Below are 15,167 nucleotides of genomic sequence, written 5' to 3' on the forward strand. Positions count from 1 at the left end.
GACCGGTACAGCAATGATGCGCATTCTCGGCATTGAGACCAGTTGTGACGAAACGGCGGCTGCGGTGGTGGCGCTCGACGATGCGGGCGCGCCGCAAATCCTGTCCAATGTGGTGTTCAGCCAGATCGAGGAACATACCGCTTTTGGCGGTGTCGTGCCCGAAATCGCCGCGCGTGCCCATGTCGAGGCGCTGGACGGAATCATCGAGGCAGCACTGAGCGAGGCAGGCGTTGAACTGTCGCAGGTCGACGGGATTGCGGCGACGGCGGGGCCGGGGCTGATCGGCGGGCTGATCGTCGGGCTGATGACCGCCAAGGCGATGGCGGCGGCAAGCGGCAAGCCGCTGCTGCCGGTGAACCATCTGGAAGGCCACGCGCTGACGGCGCGGCTGACCGACGATGTGGCGTTTCCCTATCTGCTTTTGCTGGTGTCAGGCGGTCACACTCAGGTGATTCTGGTGCGCGGGGTCGGCGACTATCAGCGCTGGGCCTCGACCATCGACGATGCGCTGGGCGAAGCCTTCGACAAGACCGCAAAGCTGCTCGGCCTGCCCTATCCGGGCGGCCCGAATGTCGAACGCCAAGCGGCGCTGGGGGATGCGAAGCGGTTTGCGTTTCCGCGCCCGCTGCGCGGCGAGGACCGGCTCGACTTCTCCTTCTCGGGCCTCAAGACGGCGGTGCGCCAGACCGCAAGTGCGATCGCGCCGCTGAGCGACACCGACATTGCCGACATCTGCGCCGGGTTCCAGCGTGCGATCACCGAGACGCTGGCCGAACGGGTCGGGCGCAGTCTTGAAAAGTTTCGCACGCTCTACCCGCAGGTCGAACGTCCGGCGCTGGTGGTTGCCGGTGGCGTTGCCGCCAACAAGGCGATCCGCGCCACGCTCGACGAATTATGCCCGCGCCATGAGATGCGCCTCGTTGCGCCGCCGATTGCGCTGTGCACCGACAATGCGGCGATGATCGCCTGGGCGGGGATCGAGCGGATGCGGGCAGGACTGGAGAGCGCGGACGCGCAATCCTTCGCGCCGCGCTCGCGCTGGCCGCTCGATGAGGATGCAGCGCCGATCATCGGATCGGGCAAGAGGGGAGCCAAGGCATGACGCAACGCAGCAAGGTCGCGGTGCTGGGCGGTGGGGCGTGGGGCACGGCGCTCGCCGTCACCTCTTTGCGCGCCGGACACGAGGTTTCGATCTTTGCGCGCGATGCGGAGACTGTCGAGGCGATCAACCAGCGGCGTGAGAATCCGCGCTATCTGCCGGGTATCACGCTTGATGCAGGACTGAAGGCAACCAGCGATGTGGGCGCAGCGCTTGAAGGCGCGGAGTGTATCCTGTCGGTGATCCCGGCGCAGGCAACGCGCGGCGTTTTGCAGGAGGTCGCGCCGCTGATCGGGGCGGATGCAAAGCTGGTGCTCTGCGCCAAGGGGATCGAGCGCGGCACCGGCAAGCTGTTGTCGCAGGTGGTTGCCGACCTGGCGCCACAAGCGCGCGTTGCGGCGCTGTCGGGGCCAAGCTTTGCCACGGACGTGGCGCGCGGCCTGCCGACGGCGGTGACGATTGCGGCGCAGGATGGCGAACTGGCCGCCGAACTGGCGCAGCTTTTGTCGTCCTCGACCTTCCGTTGCTATTCGAGCAGCGACCTGACCGGGGTCGAACTTGGCGGGGCGCTGAAGAACGTGCTGGCGATTGCGGCGGGGGCGACCGCCGGGGCGCAGCTGGGCGCGAGCGCGCAGGCGGCGATGGTGACGCGCGGTTTCGTCGAGTTGCGGCGGGTGGGCGCTGCCTTCGGCGCACAGGCCGAGACGCTGATGGGCCTGTCCGGCCTTGGCGATCTGATCCTGTCCTGCGGCTCGGAACAGTCGCGCAATTTTGCCTATGGAATGGCGCTCGGGCGCGGCGAGAATCTTGACGGCCGTCCGCTCGCCGAAGGCGCGGCCACCGCCGAAATCGCGGCGCGGATCGCCCGCGAAAAGGGCATCGAAGCGCCGATCATCGCGGCGGTCGACCAGCTGCTCAAGGGCGGGATCACGATTCATCAGGCCGTGGCGGCGCTGATGGCACGGCCGCTGCGCAGCGAGCACGACGAGACACAACCCTAAGGGAGACGAACATGCTTTTCGCCATCATCTGCAAGGACAAGCCGGACCATTTGCAGGTTCGCCTCGACACGCGCCCGACCCATGTCGACTATCTCAACGGGCTCAATGCGGCGGGCACGCTGAAATTTGCCGGACCCTTCCTTGGCGAAGACGGCAAGCCGCTCGGCAGCCTCGTCGTGGTCGAAGCGGCGGATCGTGCGGCAGCCGAAGCGCTTGCCGCAGCTGATCCCTATGCAGATGCGGGCCTGTTTGCGTCGGTCGAGATCCTGCCCTGGAACTGGGTGTTCAACGCGCCGGAGGGCAAGTGATGCAGTACTGGCTGTTCAAGTCGGAGCCTGACGTCTGGTCGTGGGAAATGCAGAAGGCCAAGGGCGAGGCCGGCGAGGAATGGACCGGCGTGCGCAACTATCAGGCGCGCAACAACATGCGCGCGATGCAGATCGGCGATCTGGGGTTCTTCTACCATTCCAATATCGGGCTTGAGGTCGTCGGGATCGTCGAGGTCTGCGCCCTGTCGGCACCCGATTCGACCAGTGAAGACCCGCGCTGGGACTGCGTTCACATCAAGGCGGTGCGCGACATGCCCAAATCCGTCACCCTCAAGGACGTCAAGGCCAACCCGCTGCTCGCCGACATGGCGCTCGTGACCTCGATGCGTCTTTCGGTGCAGCCGGTGAAACGCGATGAATGGGAAGAGGTCTGCCGCATGGGTGGGCTGGTTCCGGCGCCCTGACGATGGCGTTGTCGCCCGATCAGGCTGCCCGCTTCATCCGCGACAACACGGCGCTGATCGCGCCGCCGCATGTGCCGGAGATCGCGCTGCATCTTGCCGATGAAGCGCATGATCTGTGGCAGCGCACGGAAGAAGAACTGGATGCGATCGGCCTGCAGCCGCCGTTCTGGGCCTTTGCCTGGGCCGGTGGGCAGGGTCTGGCGCGCTATGTCCTCGACAATCCCGATGTGGTGCAGGGCCGCCGCGTGCTCGACTTTGCCAGCGGCTCGGGACTGGTCGGCATTGCCGCCGCCAGAGCCGGGGCAGCGCAGGTGCTGGCGAGCGACATCGATCCGTTCTGCGCTGCCGCGATTGCGCTTAATGCCAAGGAGAGCGGCGTCGCCATCGCCTTCACCGACCGCGACGTGGTTGGCGAGGCCGGCGACTGGGACGTCGTTCTGGCCGGTGACGTGTTTTACGATCAGGCTTTTGCCGCGCGGCTGGTGCCGTGGCTGACCGCATTGCGGGCACGCGGGGCACTGGTGCTGCTTGGCGATCCGGGGCGCTATTATTTGCCCAAGAGCGGACTGACGGCGCTTGCCACCTATGAAGTGAAGGTGACGCGGGCGCTGGAAGATGCCGAGGTCAAGAAGACGACGGTGTGGCGGATGGATGAGGGCATTTCCTAGAATTGCGGAAACGCGAATGCAAAGCCGCTTCGTATTCTTGCTGGCATTGTTTTAGCGCACCACCTTGATGCGCGTGCGCGGCGACAGGTGCGGCAGCAGGCGTTGCATCACCTGCGGCTCGACCGCGATGCAGCCTTGCGTGGGCGGAAAGCCGGGCTTGGCGATGTGGAAGAAGATCGCGCTGCCCCGGCCGCGCCGGCGTGGGCGGATATTGTAATCCATCACGATGCAGCAATCGTAGAGCCGGTCCTTGCGCTCCATCGTCTCGCTGGAGGCGGGGTAGGGCAGCGTGACGGGACGATTGTAGTTGCGGTCGGCAGGGGCGTCGCACCAGCCGTCGGACGGCGTGATCTGGCGCAGCGCCAGCCCCGAACGCCGCGATTCGATCTTGCCATGACGGAACCAGCCGTAAAGCAGCCGCGTTGAGCCCAGCGGGGTTGCGCCGTCGCCCTCGCGCTTGAGCGCCTTGATGCCGCCACGGCCAAGCGCGCAGGGAAACACGGTGTTGCCCCAGATCAAGAGCCCCTGCGACGGGTGGCCTGGGCGTTGCCGCACAACGATGATGTCGGCCTCGCTGCGGACATGATTGTTTGAAATTGATCGCATGGTGGAACAAAACACCGTGATGAGCCTTCTATGGGCTATGGTTCCGCATAAACCGGAGCGCGGGTCAACCGCATCTCCGTATCACCGCTTGTCCGCAACGGAGCAAACATGAAGTCACGTACTCTCCTCATTGTCGACGACGATGCCGATCTGCGCGAGATGCTGGTCGAACAGCTGTCGCTCTACGAGGAATTCGGCGTGCTTGAGGAAGCCACCGCTTCCAAGGGCATCCAGACCGCGCGCAGCGGTGTGGTCGATCTGCTGGTGATGGATGTCGGCCTGCCCGACATGGACGGGCGCGAGGCGGTGAAGCTGTTGCGCAAGGGTGGCTTCAAGGCGCCGATCATCATGCTGACCGGGCATGACACCGATTCCGACACGATCCTCGGGCTGGAGGCGGGCGCCAACGACTATGTCACCAAGCCGTTCCGCTTCGCCGTGCTGCTCGCGCGCATTCGCGCCCAGCTGCGCCAGCATGAGCAGAGCGAGGATGCGACCTTCAATGTCGGCCATTACGTCTTCAAGCCGAGCCAGAAGCTGATGACCGACCCGAAAGGCGGCAAGGTGCGGCTGACCGAGAAGGAATCGTCGATCATCAAGTATCTTTATCGCGCCGACCGCAAAGTGGTGACGCGCGACGTGCTGCTGGAAGAGGTCTGGGGCTACAATTCCGGTGTGACCACGCACACGCTGGAGACGCATGTCTATCGGCTGCGCCAGAAGATCGAACGCGACCCGTCGAATGCCGAGATTCTTGTGACCGAAAGCGGCGGCTACAAGCTGGTCCCTTGACTGTTTTGTCCCCACAGCGGAAGAACCGAAGACAGTTGATGAAAATCCGCTAGATTTTCTGCTGGCAAACGGCGCATCCGTGGGTGGGGCGCAACGGGGACAGCGACTTGGCGCTTGACGACGACATCCGCATTCTGTCCGGCGTCGGCATCTTTGCCGACTTCACCGACGAACAGCTGCGCCTGCTTGCCTTTGGCGCGGAGCCGGCGCGCTTTGCCGCCGGTCGCGAAATCTATCGCGAGGGCGCGCATGCCGATTGCGCCTATGTGGTCGCCTTGGGCACCGTGGTGCTTTACCGCGAACATGAGGGCGAGGCGGTTGCCGTGTCGCATATCGAGGCCGGCGGCATTCTTTCCGAACTCGCGCTGATCGCGCCGACAACCCGCCTGACCTATGCCGCTGCCGAGACGGATTGCCAGATGATCCGGCTCAAGCGCACGCTGTTTCGCCGCATCCTCGAGGAATATCCAGAAGCTGCGATCGAACTGCACCAGCGCATGACGCAGGATCTGTACGAGTTTTTGAAGAAGATCGAGCGGGTGGCGCCGAGGTTTGAAGAGTAGGGGAGTAGCGGAGGCAATCGGCAGTGGGCAGTCGGCAGTGGGGTAATGCCTGAAGCGCGTCGCTGGATCTGAACGGGGTGTTTATTCCCCTATTGCCCGCTGCCGACTGCCAACTGCCTCTTCCCTATCCCAAATCAAACTTCGCGATCACCGGCACGTGGTCTGACGGGCGCTCCCAGCTGCGGGCGTGGCGCAGGATGTCGATGCCTTGCAGATGCGGAGCAAGATTGGGCGAGGACCAGATATGGTCGAGGCGGCGGCCACGGTCGGAGGCTTCCCAGTCCTTCGAGCGGTAGCTCCACCAGGTGTAGAGCTTTTCTTCCGGCGGCACGATCTGGCGCATCAGGTCGACCCAGTTGCCGGCGCGGCGCATCGCCTCGAAGCTGGTCGTCTCGATCGGCGTGTGGCTGACGACCTTCAGCAGCTGCCTGTGCGACCAGACGTCGTTTTCGAGCGGGGCGATGTTGAGATCGCCGACGAGGATCGAGGACAGATTGTCGCCTTCGACCGCCGGCACGTCATGCATTTCGGCGACGAAATCGAGCTTCTGGCGGAATTTCGGATTGATTTCCGGGTCGGGCTCATCGCCGCCGGCAGGGACGTAGAAATTGTGGATCAGGATGCGCCGTCCGCCGATCTCGACATGCACTGACAGATGGCGGCAATCGTCGCTGTCGCAGAAGCGGCGGCGCTCGACCACTTCGAGCGGATGGCGCGAGACGGTGGCGACGCCGTGATAGCCCTTCTGGCCGCTGAAGGTGACGTGTTCGTAGCCGGCCTTCTGGAACGCCTTGATCGGGAACAGATTGTCGGGAACCTTGGTCTCCTGCAGGCACAAAACGTCAGGCGCGTGTTCGGCAAGCAGCTGCTCGACCAGCGGCATGCGCAATCGGACCGAGTTGATGTTCCAGGTGGCGATGGAGAAGGACATGTCAGGGTTCCACTAGAGCATTTTTTCCAGCAAAAGTGCGAAGCGGTTTTGCGTTCGGAAATGCGGTAAATAACGAATCGGAGCATTTCCTGATTTTTGAGAAATGCGGAAATGCTCCAAGTCTCAGACGCGGCGACCCTGCCAGCGATCTGCCCTTCAAGACAAGGAAAAGGCCGCTTGCGCGGCCTTTGGGGCAGGTAATCCACAGATAGGGCGAGACTACTTCGCCGATTTCGCCTGGCGCATGGCTTCGAGCCGGCGATAGTCGATGGCAAAGACCGAAGGGTCGAAGCGCACGCCCTGCTCGACATTGAAGATCATCACGGTGGTGTCGCGCCCCTGCGCGTCGGTGATCGTCCACTGGCGCAATTCGTAGGAGGCCGGATCGAACATCATGGTGATGGTCGAATCGCCGAACAGCGACTTGTCGGCAAGCTGGATCGTCGTCAGGTCGGCTTCCTCGCGCACGCTGCGCACCTTGCCGCCCGACAGGTCGATGCGCTCATCGAGCAGCACCTTCAGCGGGGTCTTGGACAGGGGATAGATGTCGGCGGTCTTCAGCCTCGTGTTTTCCATCACCAGCGAGGTGCCGTCGGCGGTGACCTTGAAATGGGCCGGGGATTCATAGTTGAAGCGCACCTTGCCGGGGCGCTCGATATAGAACTTGCCGCCGGTCTGCTCGCCGCGCGGGCCGAACTGGACGAATTCGCCCATCATCGTGCGCACGCTGGCAAAATGGTCGGCGATCTTCTGGGCAGCGGCGGACGCGCCCTGCGCCGAGGCGGGGGACAGGAGTGGACCGGCGAACTGGCCAATGGCCACCAGGCCAAGACCCAGCGCAGCATTTCCAAGAAATTTCCGCCGCGACATCTGCACCATCGGGATCATTCCATCTTTATCGTTCAAACTTGCTGAGCGTGTACGCGCCCAGTTGGGCCGAAATACGGCTCGCCAAGGTAACGGCGCGCGCGCCGATTGGTTGCCGGTTCAGAACTTGTCGTCTTCGGTCGGCACCAGAATCTCGCGCTTGCCGGCATGGTTGGCCGGGCCGACGACGCCTTCCTCTTCCATCCGCTCGATGATCGAGGCAGCGCGGTTGTAGCCGATGCCGAGGCGGCGCTGGATGTAGCTGGTCGAGGCCTTGCCGTCGCGCAGCACCACCGCCACCGCCTGATCGTAAGGATCGTCGGACTCATCGAAATTGCCGCCGCCGCCCTTGCCGCCGCCGCTGTCCTCGTCTTCGCCATCGTCTTCGGTGATGGCGTCGAGATATTCCGGCACGCCCTGAAGCTTCAGATGCGCGACGACGTTTTCGACTTCATCGTCGGAGACGAACGGGCCGTGGACGCGCTGGATACGCCCGCCACCAGCCATGTAAAGCATGTCGCCCATGCCGAGCAGCTGCTCGGCACCCTGCTCGCCCAGAATGGTGCGGCTGTCGATCTTCGAGGTGACCTGGAAGGAAATCCGGGTCGGGAAGTTGGCCTTGATCGTGCCGGTGATGACGTCGACCGAAGGACGCTGGGTCGCCATGATGACGTGGATGCCCGCCGCGCGCGCCATCTGCGCCAGCCGCTGCACCGTGCCTTCAATGTCCTTGCCCGCGACCATCATCAGGTCGGCCATCTCGTCGATGATGACGACGATATAGGGCATTGCCTCCATGTCGAGCGTTTCGGTTTCGTAGATCGCCTCGCCGGTCTGGCGGTCGAAGCCGGTCTGCACCGTGCGGGTGATCTGCTCGCCCTTCTTTTCGGCCTGCGCGACGCGCTGGTTGAAACCGTCAATGTTGCGCACGCCGACCTTGGACATCTTGCGATAGCGGTCTTCCATCTCGCGCACGGTCCATTTGAGCGCGACGACCGCTTTCTTCGGATCGGTGACGACCGGGGTCAAAAGATGCGGGATGCCGTCATAGACCGACAGTTCCAGCATTTTCGGGTCGATCATGATCAGGCGGCATTCCTGCGGCGTCATGCGGTAGAGCAGCGACAGGATCATGGTGTTGATCGCCACCGACTTGCCCGAGCCGGTGGTGCCGGCAACCAGCACGTGCGGCATCTTGGCGATGTCGACGATCACCGCCTCGCCATTGATCGACTTGCCGAGCGCCAGCGCCAGTTTCGACTTGGTCTGCTCAAAGTCGCGGCTGGCGAGGATTTCGCGCAAATACACCGTCTCGCGGCGGGCATTGGGCAGTTCGATGCCGATGGCGTTGCGGCCCGGAACGACGGCGACACGGCAGGCAATCGCGCTCATCGAGCGGGCGATGTCGTCGGCAAGGCCGATGACGCGCGACGATTTGATGCCCGGCGCCGGCTCCAGTTCGTACATGGTGACGACCGGACCGGGGCGGACATGAATGATCTCGCCCTTGACGCCGAAATCTTCCAGCACGCCTTCAAGCAGGCGCGCATTCTGTTCCAGCGCGTCCTGCGACAGGGCAGGATCGCGCGCGACATTCTTTGGCTCGGAGAGGAAATGCAGCGATGGCATTTCGAAGCCGTCGCCCGACACGATCGAGCGCTGGGCCTCGCGCTGGACGCGCGCGCCCTGCTGGGGACGTGGCGCCTGGGCCTCGACGCGGGTGGCCGCGTCGGAGCGGAAATGGCGCACCTGCGGGCCGCCGGGGGCGGTGGGCTGGATGATGACGTCGTCGTCGAAATCGTCGTCTTCGTCATATCGATTGTCGTCGAAGACCGGCTCGCCGCGCACCGCAGGCGCGCTTTCAAAGCCCGGCTCGATGCGGCCCCGGCGCGCGGCCGGCTGTGGCGGGGGCAGATCGTCGACATAGTCGTAATCGTCTTCGTGCTGACGCGCGCGCGGCAGAGGCAGCGGCAGGCCGCCCAGCTTGCGCCGCGCGAGCGCGCGCGCCGACAGCCACCAATGAGTGATGTGCCCGACCATCGCCATCAGGCCGCCGCCACGGGCCTCGTCCTCATCGTCTTCGAAATCGTCGTCTTCTTCGACTGTTTCGGCGGCCTTGCGCTTGGAGCGCGAGACGGGCGCGTCTTCGACAGGAATGCGCCCGAGAAGGCCGCAGGCAAAGGCCATCAGCCACAGCGCCGGCATGGCAAAGACGGCGCTGGTGAGGATTGCCGCCGCGCCGGTCGGGTAGCCGCCGGCAAGCCAGGACGGGATCGCCAGCGCCAGATCGCCGATGACGCCGCCAAGGCCGGAAGGCAGCGGCCAGGTCGGCGGCGCGGTGACGCAGCCGACGATCGCGGCGGCCAGAATGGCGCCGCCTGCCCATGCCATGATGCGGCGTGGCATGCGGTCGACACCGCGCGCGGCGATGAACCACAGCGCCCAGGCCATCGCCGGCACCAGCACGATCACCGATGACAGGCCGAAAAACTGCATCAGCAGGTCGGAGACGACCGCGCCCGGATAGCCCATCGCATTGGAGATCGGGTTGCTGGTGGCGTGGCTGAAACTCGGATCGGCGACATTCCACGTGCCCAGACTTGCCAGGCAAAAGCCGGCGATGGCCAGCACGCCGAAGCCGCTTGCCCGCATCATCTGCCGGTGCAGGAATCCCCTCAGGCCGTAGCCGGTGTCACTCATCGCAATCTGCGCAGATGCAGCCGAACGCATGAAAACTCCCCGTGAAGGCATGGCACGCGCGATCATCGCGCATGTAGACTCAAGCCTGCAAAGTAGGAAAGGAAGGTTAAGGCGGCATTAACCATGCATCTGGCGGCGTGGGCGAGGTGGCTTATGTCGACAAGTTACTAAAACATTGACGCCCTGCAGAACTGGCGGTAGCACCGTGATCGGAGCTGGTTTCGCCGTGAGGCGGAAGAAAAAGGGAATGCGGTGCGATCCGAACGGATCCAGGCCGCAGCTGCCCCCGCAACTGTAACCGTTGAGCCCTCTTTCAAGGCCACTGGCGCGAGCCGGGAAGGCGGAAGAACAAGGCGATGACACGGAAGCCAGGAGACCTGCCGGTTCCAGTCACCCATGCCAGGACACGGGGTGTGTCCCGGCGCGGTCGCGTCCGTCGCGGTGACATCGTAATGATGCCGCATGCCGGACTTGACCGGGGATCGACGTTGCCGTCCTGTTTCCTCAAGAAGTTCTGCTGCGGTTCCTGATGCAACCGGAGGCGTCGCACGCCTCCCTCATGTTTGGGGACCGACATGAAGACGATTCTGATTTCCGCCGCCAGCGTGCTGGCGCTGACCGCCGCCGCACAGGCGCAGGTGCAGGGGGCCGCAAGCGAAGCGACGACGCTGGACAAGATTACCGTGACGACGCCACTGCGCCGCGCCTCCGCGCTGGAGCGCAGCACCTCGTCAGTGACCGTGATCACGGAAGAGGAAATCCGCAGCGCCGCGTCGCCGGACCTGCCATCGCTGCTAAAGCATTATGCCGGTGTCTCGATCAGCACCAATGGCGGCATGGGCGCGGTGAGCAATGTGCAGCTGCGCGGCATGTCCTCCAGCCAGAGCCTTGTGCTTGTCAACGGCGTGCGCTCGGCTTCGGCTACCACCGGCACCAGTTCGATCTACAACATTCCGCTGTCGGCAATCGAGCGCATCGAAGTCGCCAAGGGGCCGCACTCGGCACAATATGGCGCGGATGCGATCGGTGGCGTCATCAACATCATCACCAAGAAGGGCGGCACCTGCGAGAATGGCAAGACTGCCTGCGGCAGCGTGACGGCTGGCGTTTCCCATGCCTGGGGCGGAACGGTGTCGGGCGACGTGCGCGGTCAGGTCAACGGCCTCGACTATGCGCTGGGCGCAAGCTTCCTCGGCACGCAGGGCTACGACTTCACCTATCCGGACGCGTGGGGCCATGAGCCGGGCGCCAACGGCTTCCTGCAGGGCGCGGTGAACCTTTCGCTTGGCAAGGAACTCGACTGGGGCCGCGTCTATGCCGATGTGCTGGCCTCGCGCGGGCGCACCGAATATGACAACGCACCCAGCATGTGGGACCCCGCGCCGTTCAATGTCGTCGACACCACGACCCTGTCAGGCCGTATCGGCGCACGAATCGATCATGCGCATGACTGGTCGAGCACCGTGGAACTGACCGGCGGCGCGGACATGACGCGCGACTTCCGTCGGGCAACGCCCGGCTCGGATGAATTTGAGACGAAGCGCTACGGCGTCCTTGCCACCACCGAAAAGACGTTCGAGACCGACAATGCGACCCATGTGCTGGTCGGCGGCTTTGAAGCCTATCAGGAGAGCGTCAAGGCTCCGGCTGCCTATGCGGTGACATCGCGTTCGCTGGTGTCGGGCTTTGCACAATATTCGCTGGAACTGGGCGCGCTGACGCTCGATAGCGGCATTCGCCATGACCACAACCAGCAGTTCGGCGATGCGACGACCTATAATCTGGGCGCCAGCTATGAACTGGTCGACGGGCTGGTGGCGCGCGCCTCCTATGGCACGGGCTTTCGCGCGCCGACCTTCAATGATCTCTACTATCCGTACTTCGACAATCCGAACCTGAAGCCGGAACATTCGGAAACGGTCGAGTTTGGCTTGAACTGGCAGGCCACGGCCGACACGCAGTTTGACGTCGTGTTGTACCAGAGCTGGCTGCGCGACATGATCGTATCGAGCCCGGCGACGTCCTATGTGCCGTTCAATGTCGGGCGGGCGCAGGTGCGCGGACTGGAAGCGTCGATTGCGCATCGCTTCGATGAGCGCTGGAGCGGGCGCGCCTTCCTCGACCTGCGCGAGCCGATCGACCGCAGCACGGGCCTGTTCATCCCCAACCGCGACCGCTTCAAGGCGGGGGCAGAATTGAGCGTTGCCGCGACCGAACAACTCGATCTGTCGGCCAAGCTGCTCTACGTTGGCGCGCGGCACAGCAACGCTGCCAATACCGAAAAGTCCAAGCCCTATGTGACGGTCGATGTAATGGCGAACTACCGTTTCGACGAGGTGTCCAGCCTGAAGCTGGCGGTGGAAAATCTGTTCGACGAGCAGTATTCGACCGCGAGTGGCTATCGCTCGCCAGGACGGACCATCAACTTCAGCTACACGCGCAAGTTCTGATGATGAAGGCGGGGGCGCGCATTGCACTTGTGACAGTGGCAATCGCGCTTGCCTCGCTTGCAAGCTTTCACCCGGCGCGGGCGGAGGATGCGCCGCGCCGGGTTGTTTCGATCAATGTCTGCACCGACCAGATGGCGATGTTGATTGCCGATCCCGAGCAGCTCCATTCGGTGTCGTTTCTGGCCGCCGATGATGGCAGCTCGGTGATGACGGCGCAGGCGCGAAATCATGTGCTCAACCATGCGCAGGCCGAAGAAATCTCGCTGATGCAGCCGGATCTCGTCCTTGGTGGAACCTTCACGTCGCCCGCCACCGTGCAGATGTTGCGGCGGCTCGGGTTCCGGGTGGAGCTTTTCGCGCCGGAAGCCGACTTTGACGATATCCGCGTCAATCTGCGCCGCATCGGCGATCTGCTCGGGCATCGCGACCGCGCCGAGGCGCTGGTGGCAAAGATGGACGCAGCGCTGGACGAAGCGTCGGCGGGCGGCGCGCAAGGCGTAAGCGTCGCGATGTATTCGTCCAACAATTACACCTCCGGCAAGGGCTCGCTGAGCGATGCGGTGATCAAGGCAGCCGGAATGAGCAATATCGCCGACCGGCTTGGCATTGTCGGCATCGGGCAGGTGCCGCTGGAGACGCTGGTGCTGGCACAGCCGGACCTGGTGGTGGTCGGCGAGCAGCGCTTTGAAGCGCCGGCGCTGGCGCAGCAGAATTTCGTCCATCCCGCCTTTGCCGCCATTGCGCCGCCCGACCGGCTGGTCGAAATTCCGGGACGTTACTGGGTCTGCGGCGCGCCGTTCACCGTCGATGCGGTGCGCATGCTGCGGCAGGCCGCGGCGCGTTACAAGGAAATGCATCCATGAGCGAGCAGGCGCGTTTTGCCACGGTCCTCGTGGTGCTCGGCATTGCGGTGGCGGTGCTGTTCGTCCTGTCGCTGACGACGGGACCGGCGCAGTCGGGGATTGCGGCAGGCATATCCGCGCTGCTGTCAGGCGACGAGGGCGCGCTGTCTCTGGTGATGCGCGAAATCCGCCTGCCACGCGCGGTGCTCGGGCTGATGATCGGCGCGACGCTTGGCCTGTCCGGCGCGGTGCTGCAGGGCTATCTGCGCAATCCGCTGGCGGAGCCTGGCCTCCTTGGCATCAGCGCCTCGGCATCGCTCGGTGCGGTGCTGACGATCTATACCGGTCTGTCGCTGACCTTTCCCCTGGCGCTGCCGCTGGCGGCGCTGGCGGGTGCGCTGTGCGCCGTGCTGGTGGTGCGCGCGATGGCGGGCGCGAGCGGCGGTACGTTGACGATCATTCTCGCCGGCATTGCCGTGTCGGCCTTTGCCGGGGCGATGACGTCGCTGGCGCTGAACCTGTCGCCCAACCCGTTTGCGGCGCTCGAAATCGTGTTCTGGATGCTGGGCTCTTTGACCGACCGCTCAATGACTCATCTCTGGCTCGCCGCGCCGTTCATGCTGGTTGGCTGGGCGATGCTGGCGCTGGTGGCGCGTCCGCTCGATCTTCTGACGCTCGGCGAGGACGCGGCGGCAAGCCTGGGCGTCAACCTGCGCCAGGTGCAGTTTCTGGCGGTGACCGGCACGGCGGCAAGCGTTGGCGCGGCAACGGCGGTGGCGGGCGCCATCGGCTTCATTGGGCTGATCGTGCCGCATGTGTTGCGCCCGCTGGTCGGGGCGCTGCCCTCGCGGCTGTTACCGGCCAGCGCGCTCGGCGGTGCGGCAGTGCTGCTTGCAGCCGACATTGCGGTGCGGGTGCTGGCGCCGGGGCGCGACCTGAAGCTCGGCGTGCTGACGGCGCTGGTCGGGGCACCGTTCTTCCTGTGGCTGGTGTGGCGGACACGGAGGCAGATGCTGTGACGATACTGGATGTGGCCGATCTGCGCGCCAGCCTTGGCGGCCAGGAAGTGCTCAAGGGCGTGTCACTGCGCGTCGGGGCGGGCGAATTTGTCGGGCTGATCGGGCCGAATGGCGCGGGCAAGTCGACGCTGCTGCGCGCGGTGCTGGGGCTGACCCGCTCGACCGGCACGGTGACGATCGACGGACGCGCGGCGCGCGAGCTGAACGCGCGGGCGCGGGCGCGAAAAATCTCCTATCTGCCGCAGGAGCGCGAGATCGCCTGGCCGGTGAGCGTCGAGCGGCTGGTGGCGCTCGGCCGCGCGCCGCATCTGCCGCCGTTCAGCCGCCGTAGCGCCAGCGACGATGCGGCGGTGCGCGAAGCGATGGCGCGCATGGAGGTCGGGGAGTTTGCTGACCGCGAGGCGACAAAGCTGTCAGGTGGCGAAAAGGCGCGGGTGCTGATTGCCCGCGCGCTGGCACAGGGCGCGCCGCTGATGCTCGCCGATGAGCCGACGGCAGGGCTCGACCCGGCGCACCAGATCACGCTGATGCGGATCTTTGCCGGTCTGGCGCAGGAAGGCGGAAGCGTCGTTGCCTGCCTGCACGATCTGGGCCTGGCGGCGCGCTGGTGCACGCGGCTGGTGCTGCTCGACAAGGGCAGGATCGTCGCCGATGGCGCGCCCGATGAGGTGCTGACGGCGCAGACCCTGCGCAGCGTCTACAATATCGAGGCGCATCTGGGCAGCATCGACGGACGGCAAATGGTGTATCCGCTGGATTTGGCGGAAGGAGTGGTGAGGGGAGTAAGGGAGTAGGGGAAAAGGGGAAGGGACGAGAGGCGAGGGAAATAGGGAATGGGCAATCGGCAGCGGAAATTGGATTGACGTTGACGGCAGCGGGAGACAGCACTTTCCTAC

General features: G+C 64.6%; 15 protein-coding genes and 1 riboswitch. Of the genes, 11 read left to right on the forward strand and 4 right to left on the reverse strand.

What is annotated here, in order from left to right; genetic code table 11:
- Nucleotides 1-16: 16 nt before the first annotated feature.
- The 5 genes from tsaD to BMZ42_RS03405 are packed head-to-tail and all read left to right on the forward strand — an operon-like array spanning nucleotide 17 to nucleotide 3,501.
- Entirely contained in the window at nucleotides 17-1,102 is a 1,086-nt protein-coding gene (tsaD, locus tag BMZ42_RS03385) for a tRNA (adenosine(37)-N6)-threonylcarbamoyltransferase complex transferase subunit TsaD (protein WP_175556625.1), read from the forward strand.
- Entirely contained in the window at nucleotides 1,099-2,100 is a 1,002-nt protein-coding gene (locus BMZ42_RS03390) for an NAD(P)H-dependent glycerol-3-phosphate dehydrogenase (RefSeq protein WP_091518638.1), read from the forward strand. The genes tsaD and BMZ42_RS03390 overlap by 4 nt, the downstream gene beginning before the upstream one ends.
- Nucleotides 2,101-2,111: 11 nt before the next feature.
- On the forward strand, nucleotides 2,112-2,408 hold the full coding sequence (locus BMZ42_RS03395; protein WP_091518640.1) for a YciI-like protein: 297 nt from the start codon (nucleotides 2,112-2,114) through the stop codon (nucleotides 2,406-2,408).
- Nucleotides 2,408-2,833, forward strand: coding sequence for an EVE domain-containing protein (locus BMZ42_RS03400; RefSeq protein ID WP_091518642.1), 426 nt, complete (start codon nucleotides 2,408-2,410; stop codon nucleotides 2,831-2,833). Before BMZ42_RS03395 ends, BMZ42_RS03400 begins: the two co-directional genes overlap by 1 nt.
- Nucleotides 2,834-2,835: 2 nt before the next feature.
- Entirely contained in the window at nucleotides 2,836-3,501 is a 666-nt protein-coding gene (locus tag BMZ42_RS03405; RefSeq protein ID WP_244523138.1) for a class I SAM-dependent methyltransferase, read from the forward strand.
- A 51-nt stretch (nucleotides 3,502-3,552) separates the two neighbouring features.
- Here the strand turns inward: BMZ42_RS03405 and BMZ42_RS03410 are convergent, their stop codons facing one another.
- Nucleotides 3,553-4,107 (reverse strand): L,D-transpeptidase family protein, encoded by a 555-nt coding sequence (locus BMZ42_RS03410; RefSeq protein WP_091518647.1) that lies wholly within the window; start codon nucleotides 4,105-4,107, stop codon nucleotides 3,553-3,555.
- 108 nt (nucleotides 4,108-4,215) lie between these two features.
- Here BMZ42_RS03410 and BMZ42_RS03415 point away from each other — a divergent pair, with 108 nt between their 5' ends.
- Together BMZ42_RS03415 and BMZ42_RS03420 are read left to right on the forward strand one after the other, a co-directional pair.
- Nucleotides 4,216-4,899 (forward strand): response regulator transcription factor, encoded by a 684-nt coding sequence (locus BMZ42_RS03415; RefSeq protein ID WP_091518650.1) that lies wholly within the window; start codon nucleotides 4,216-4,218, stop codon nucleotides 4,897-4,899.
- A gap of 107 nt (nucleotides 4,900-5,006) precedes the next feature.
- Complete coding sequence (locus BMZ42_RS03420; RefSeq protein WP_091518958.1) at nucleotides 5,007-5,462, forward strand: cyclic nucleotide-binding domain-containing protein; 456 nt, start codon at nucleotides 5,007-5,009, stop codon at nucleotides 5,460-5,462.
- A 124-nt stretch (nucleotides 5,463-5,586) separates the two neighbouring features.
- Here the strand turns inward: BMZ42_RS03420 and BMZ42_RS03425 are convergent, their stop codons facing one another.
- From BMZ42_RS03425 to BMZ42_RS03435, 3 genes are all read right to left on the reverse strand, one after another.
- Complete coding sequence (locus BMZ42_RS03425; RefSeq protein WP_091518652.1) at nucleotides 5,587-6,393, reverse strand: exodeoxyribonuclease III; 807 nt, start codon at nucleotides 6,391-6,393, stop codon at nucleotides 5,587-5,589.
- A gap of 219 nt (nucleotides 6,394-6,612) precedes the next feature.
- Nucleotides 6,613-7,272: an outer membrane lipoprotein carrier protein LolA gene (locus BMZ42_RS03430; RefSeq protein ID WP_420492440.1), complete on the reverse strand. Its 660-nt coding sequence runs from the start codon at nucleotides 7,270-7,272 to the stop codon at nucleotides 6,613-6,615.
- A 108-nt stretch (nucleotides 7,273-7,380) separates the two neighbouring features.
- Entirely contained in the window at nucleotides 7,381-9,990 is a 2,610-nt protein-coding gene (locus BMZ42_RS03435) for an FtsK/SpoIIIE family DNA translocase (RefSeq protein ID WP_091518961.1), read from the reverse strand.
- A 169-nt stretch (nucleotides 9,991-10,159) separates the two neighbouring features.
- Nucleotides 10,160-10,359, forward strand: a riboswitch (cobalamin riboswitch).
- Nucleotides 10,360-10,535: 176 nt separating this feature from the next.
- Here BMZ42_RS03435 and BMZ42_RS03440 point away from each other — a divergent pair.
- From BMZ42_RS03440 to BMZ42_RS03455, 4 genes are read left to right on the forward strand one after another with little or no spacing between them, the layout of a single operon-like run.
- Nucleotides 10,536-12,410 carry a TonB-dependent receptor domain-containing protein gene (locus BMZ42_RS03440; RefSeq protein ID WP_091518657.1) on the forward strand — a complete coding sequence of 625 codons (1,875 nt, stop codon included), beginning with the start codon at nucleotides 10,536-10,538 and terminating at the stop codon, nucleotides 12,408-12,410.
- Nucleotides 12,410-13,273 carry an ABC transporter substrate-binding protein gene (locus tag BMZ42_RS03445; protein ID WP_244523139.1) on the forward strand — a complete coding sequence of 288 codons (864 nt, stop codon included), beginning with the start codon at nucleotides 12,410-12,412 and terminating at the stop codon, nucleotides 13,271-13,273. Before BMZ42_RS03440 ends, BMZ42_RS03445 begins: the two co-directional genes overlap by 1 nt.
- On the forward strand, nucleotides 13,270-14,271 hold the full coding sequence (locus BMZ42_RS03450; RefSeq protein WP_091518660.1) for a FecCD family ABC transporter permease: 1,002 nt from the start codon (nucleotides 13,270-13,272) through the stop codon (nucleotides 14,269-14,271). Before BMZ42_RS03445 ends, BMZ42_RS03450 begins: the two co-directional genes overlap by 4 nt.
- Nucleotides 14,268-15,065: an ABC transporter ATP-binding protein gene (locus BMZ42_RS03455; protein ID WP_091518662.1), complete on the forward strand. Its 798-nt coding sequence runs from the start codon at nucleotides 14,268-14,270 to the stop codon at nucleotides 15,063-15,065. Before BMZ42_RS03450 ends, BMZ42_RS03455 begins: the two co-directional genes overlap by 4 nt.
- Nucleotides 15,066-15,167: the final 102 nt, after the last annotated feature.

The organism is Aquamicrobium aerolatum DSM 21857 (assembly GCF_900113935.1).
Lineage (GTDB): Bacteria > Pseudomonadota > Alphaproteobacteria > Rhizobiales > Rhizobiaceae > Aerobium > Aerobium aerolatum.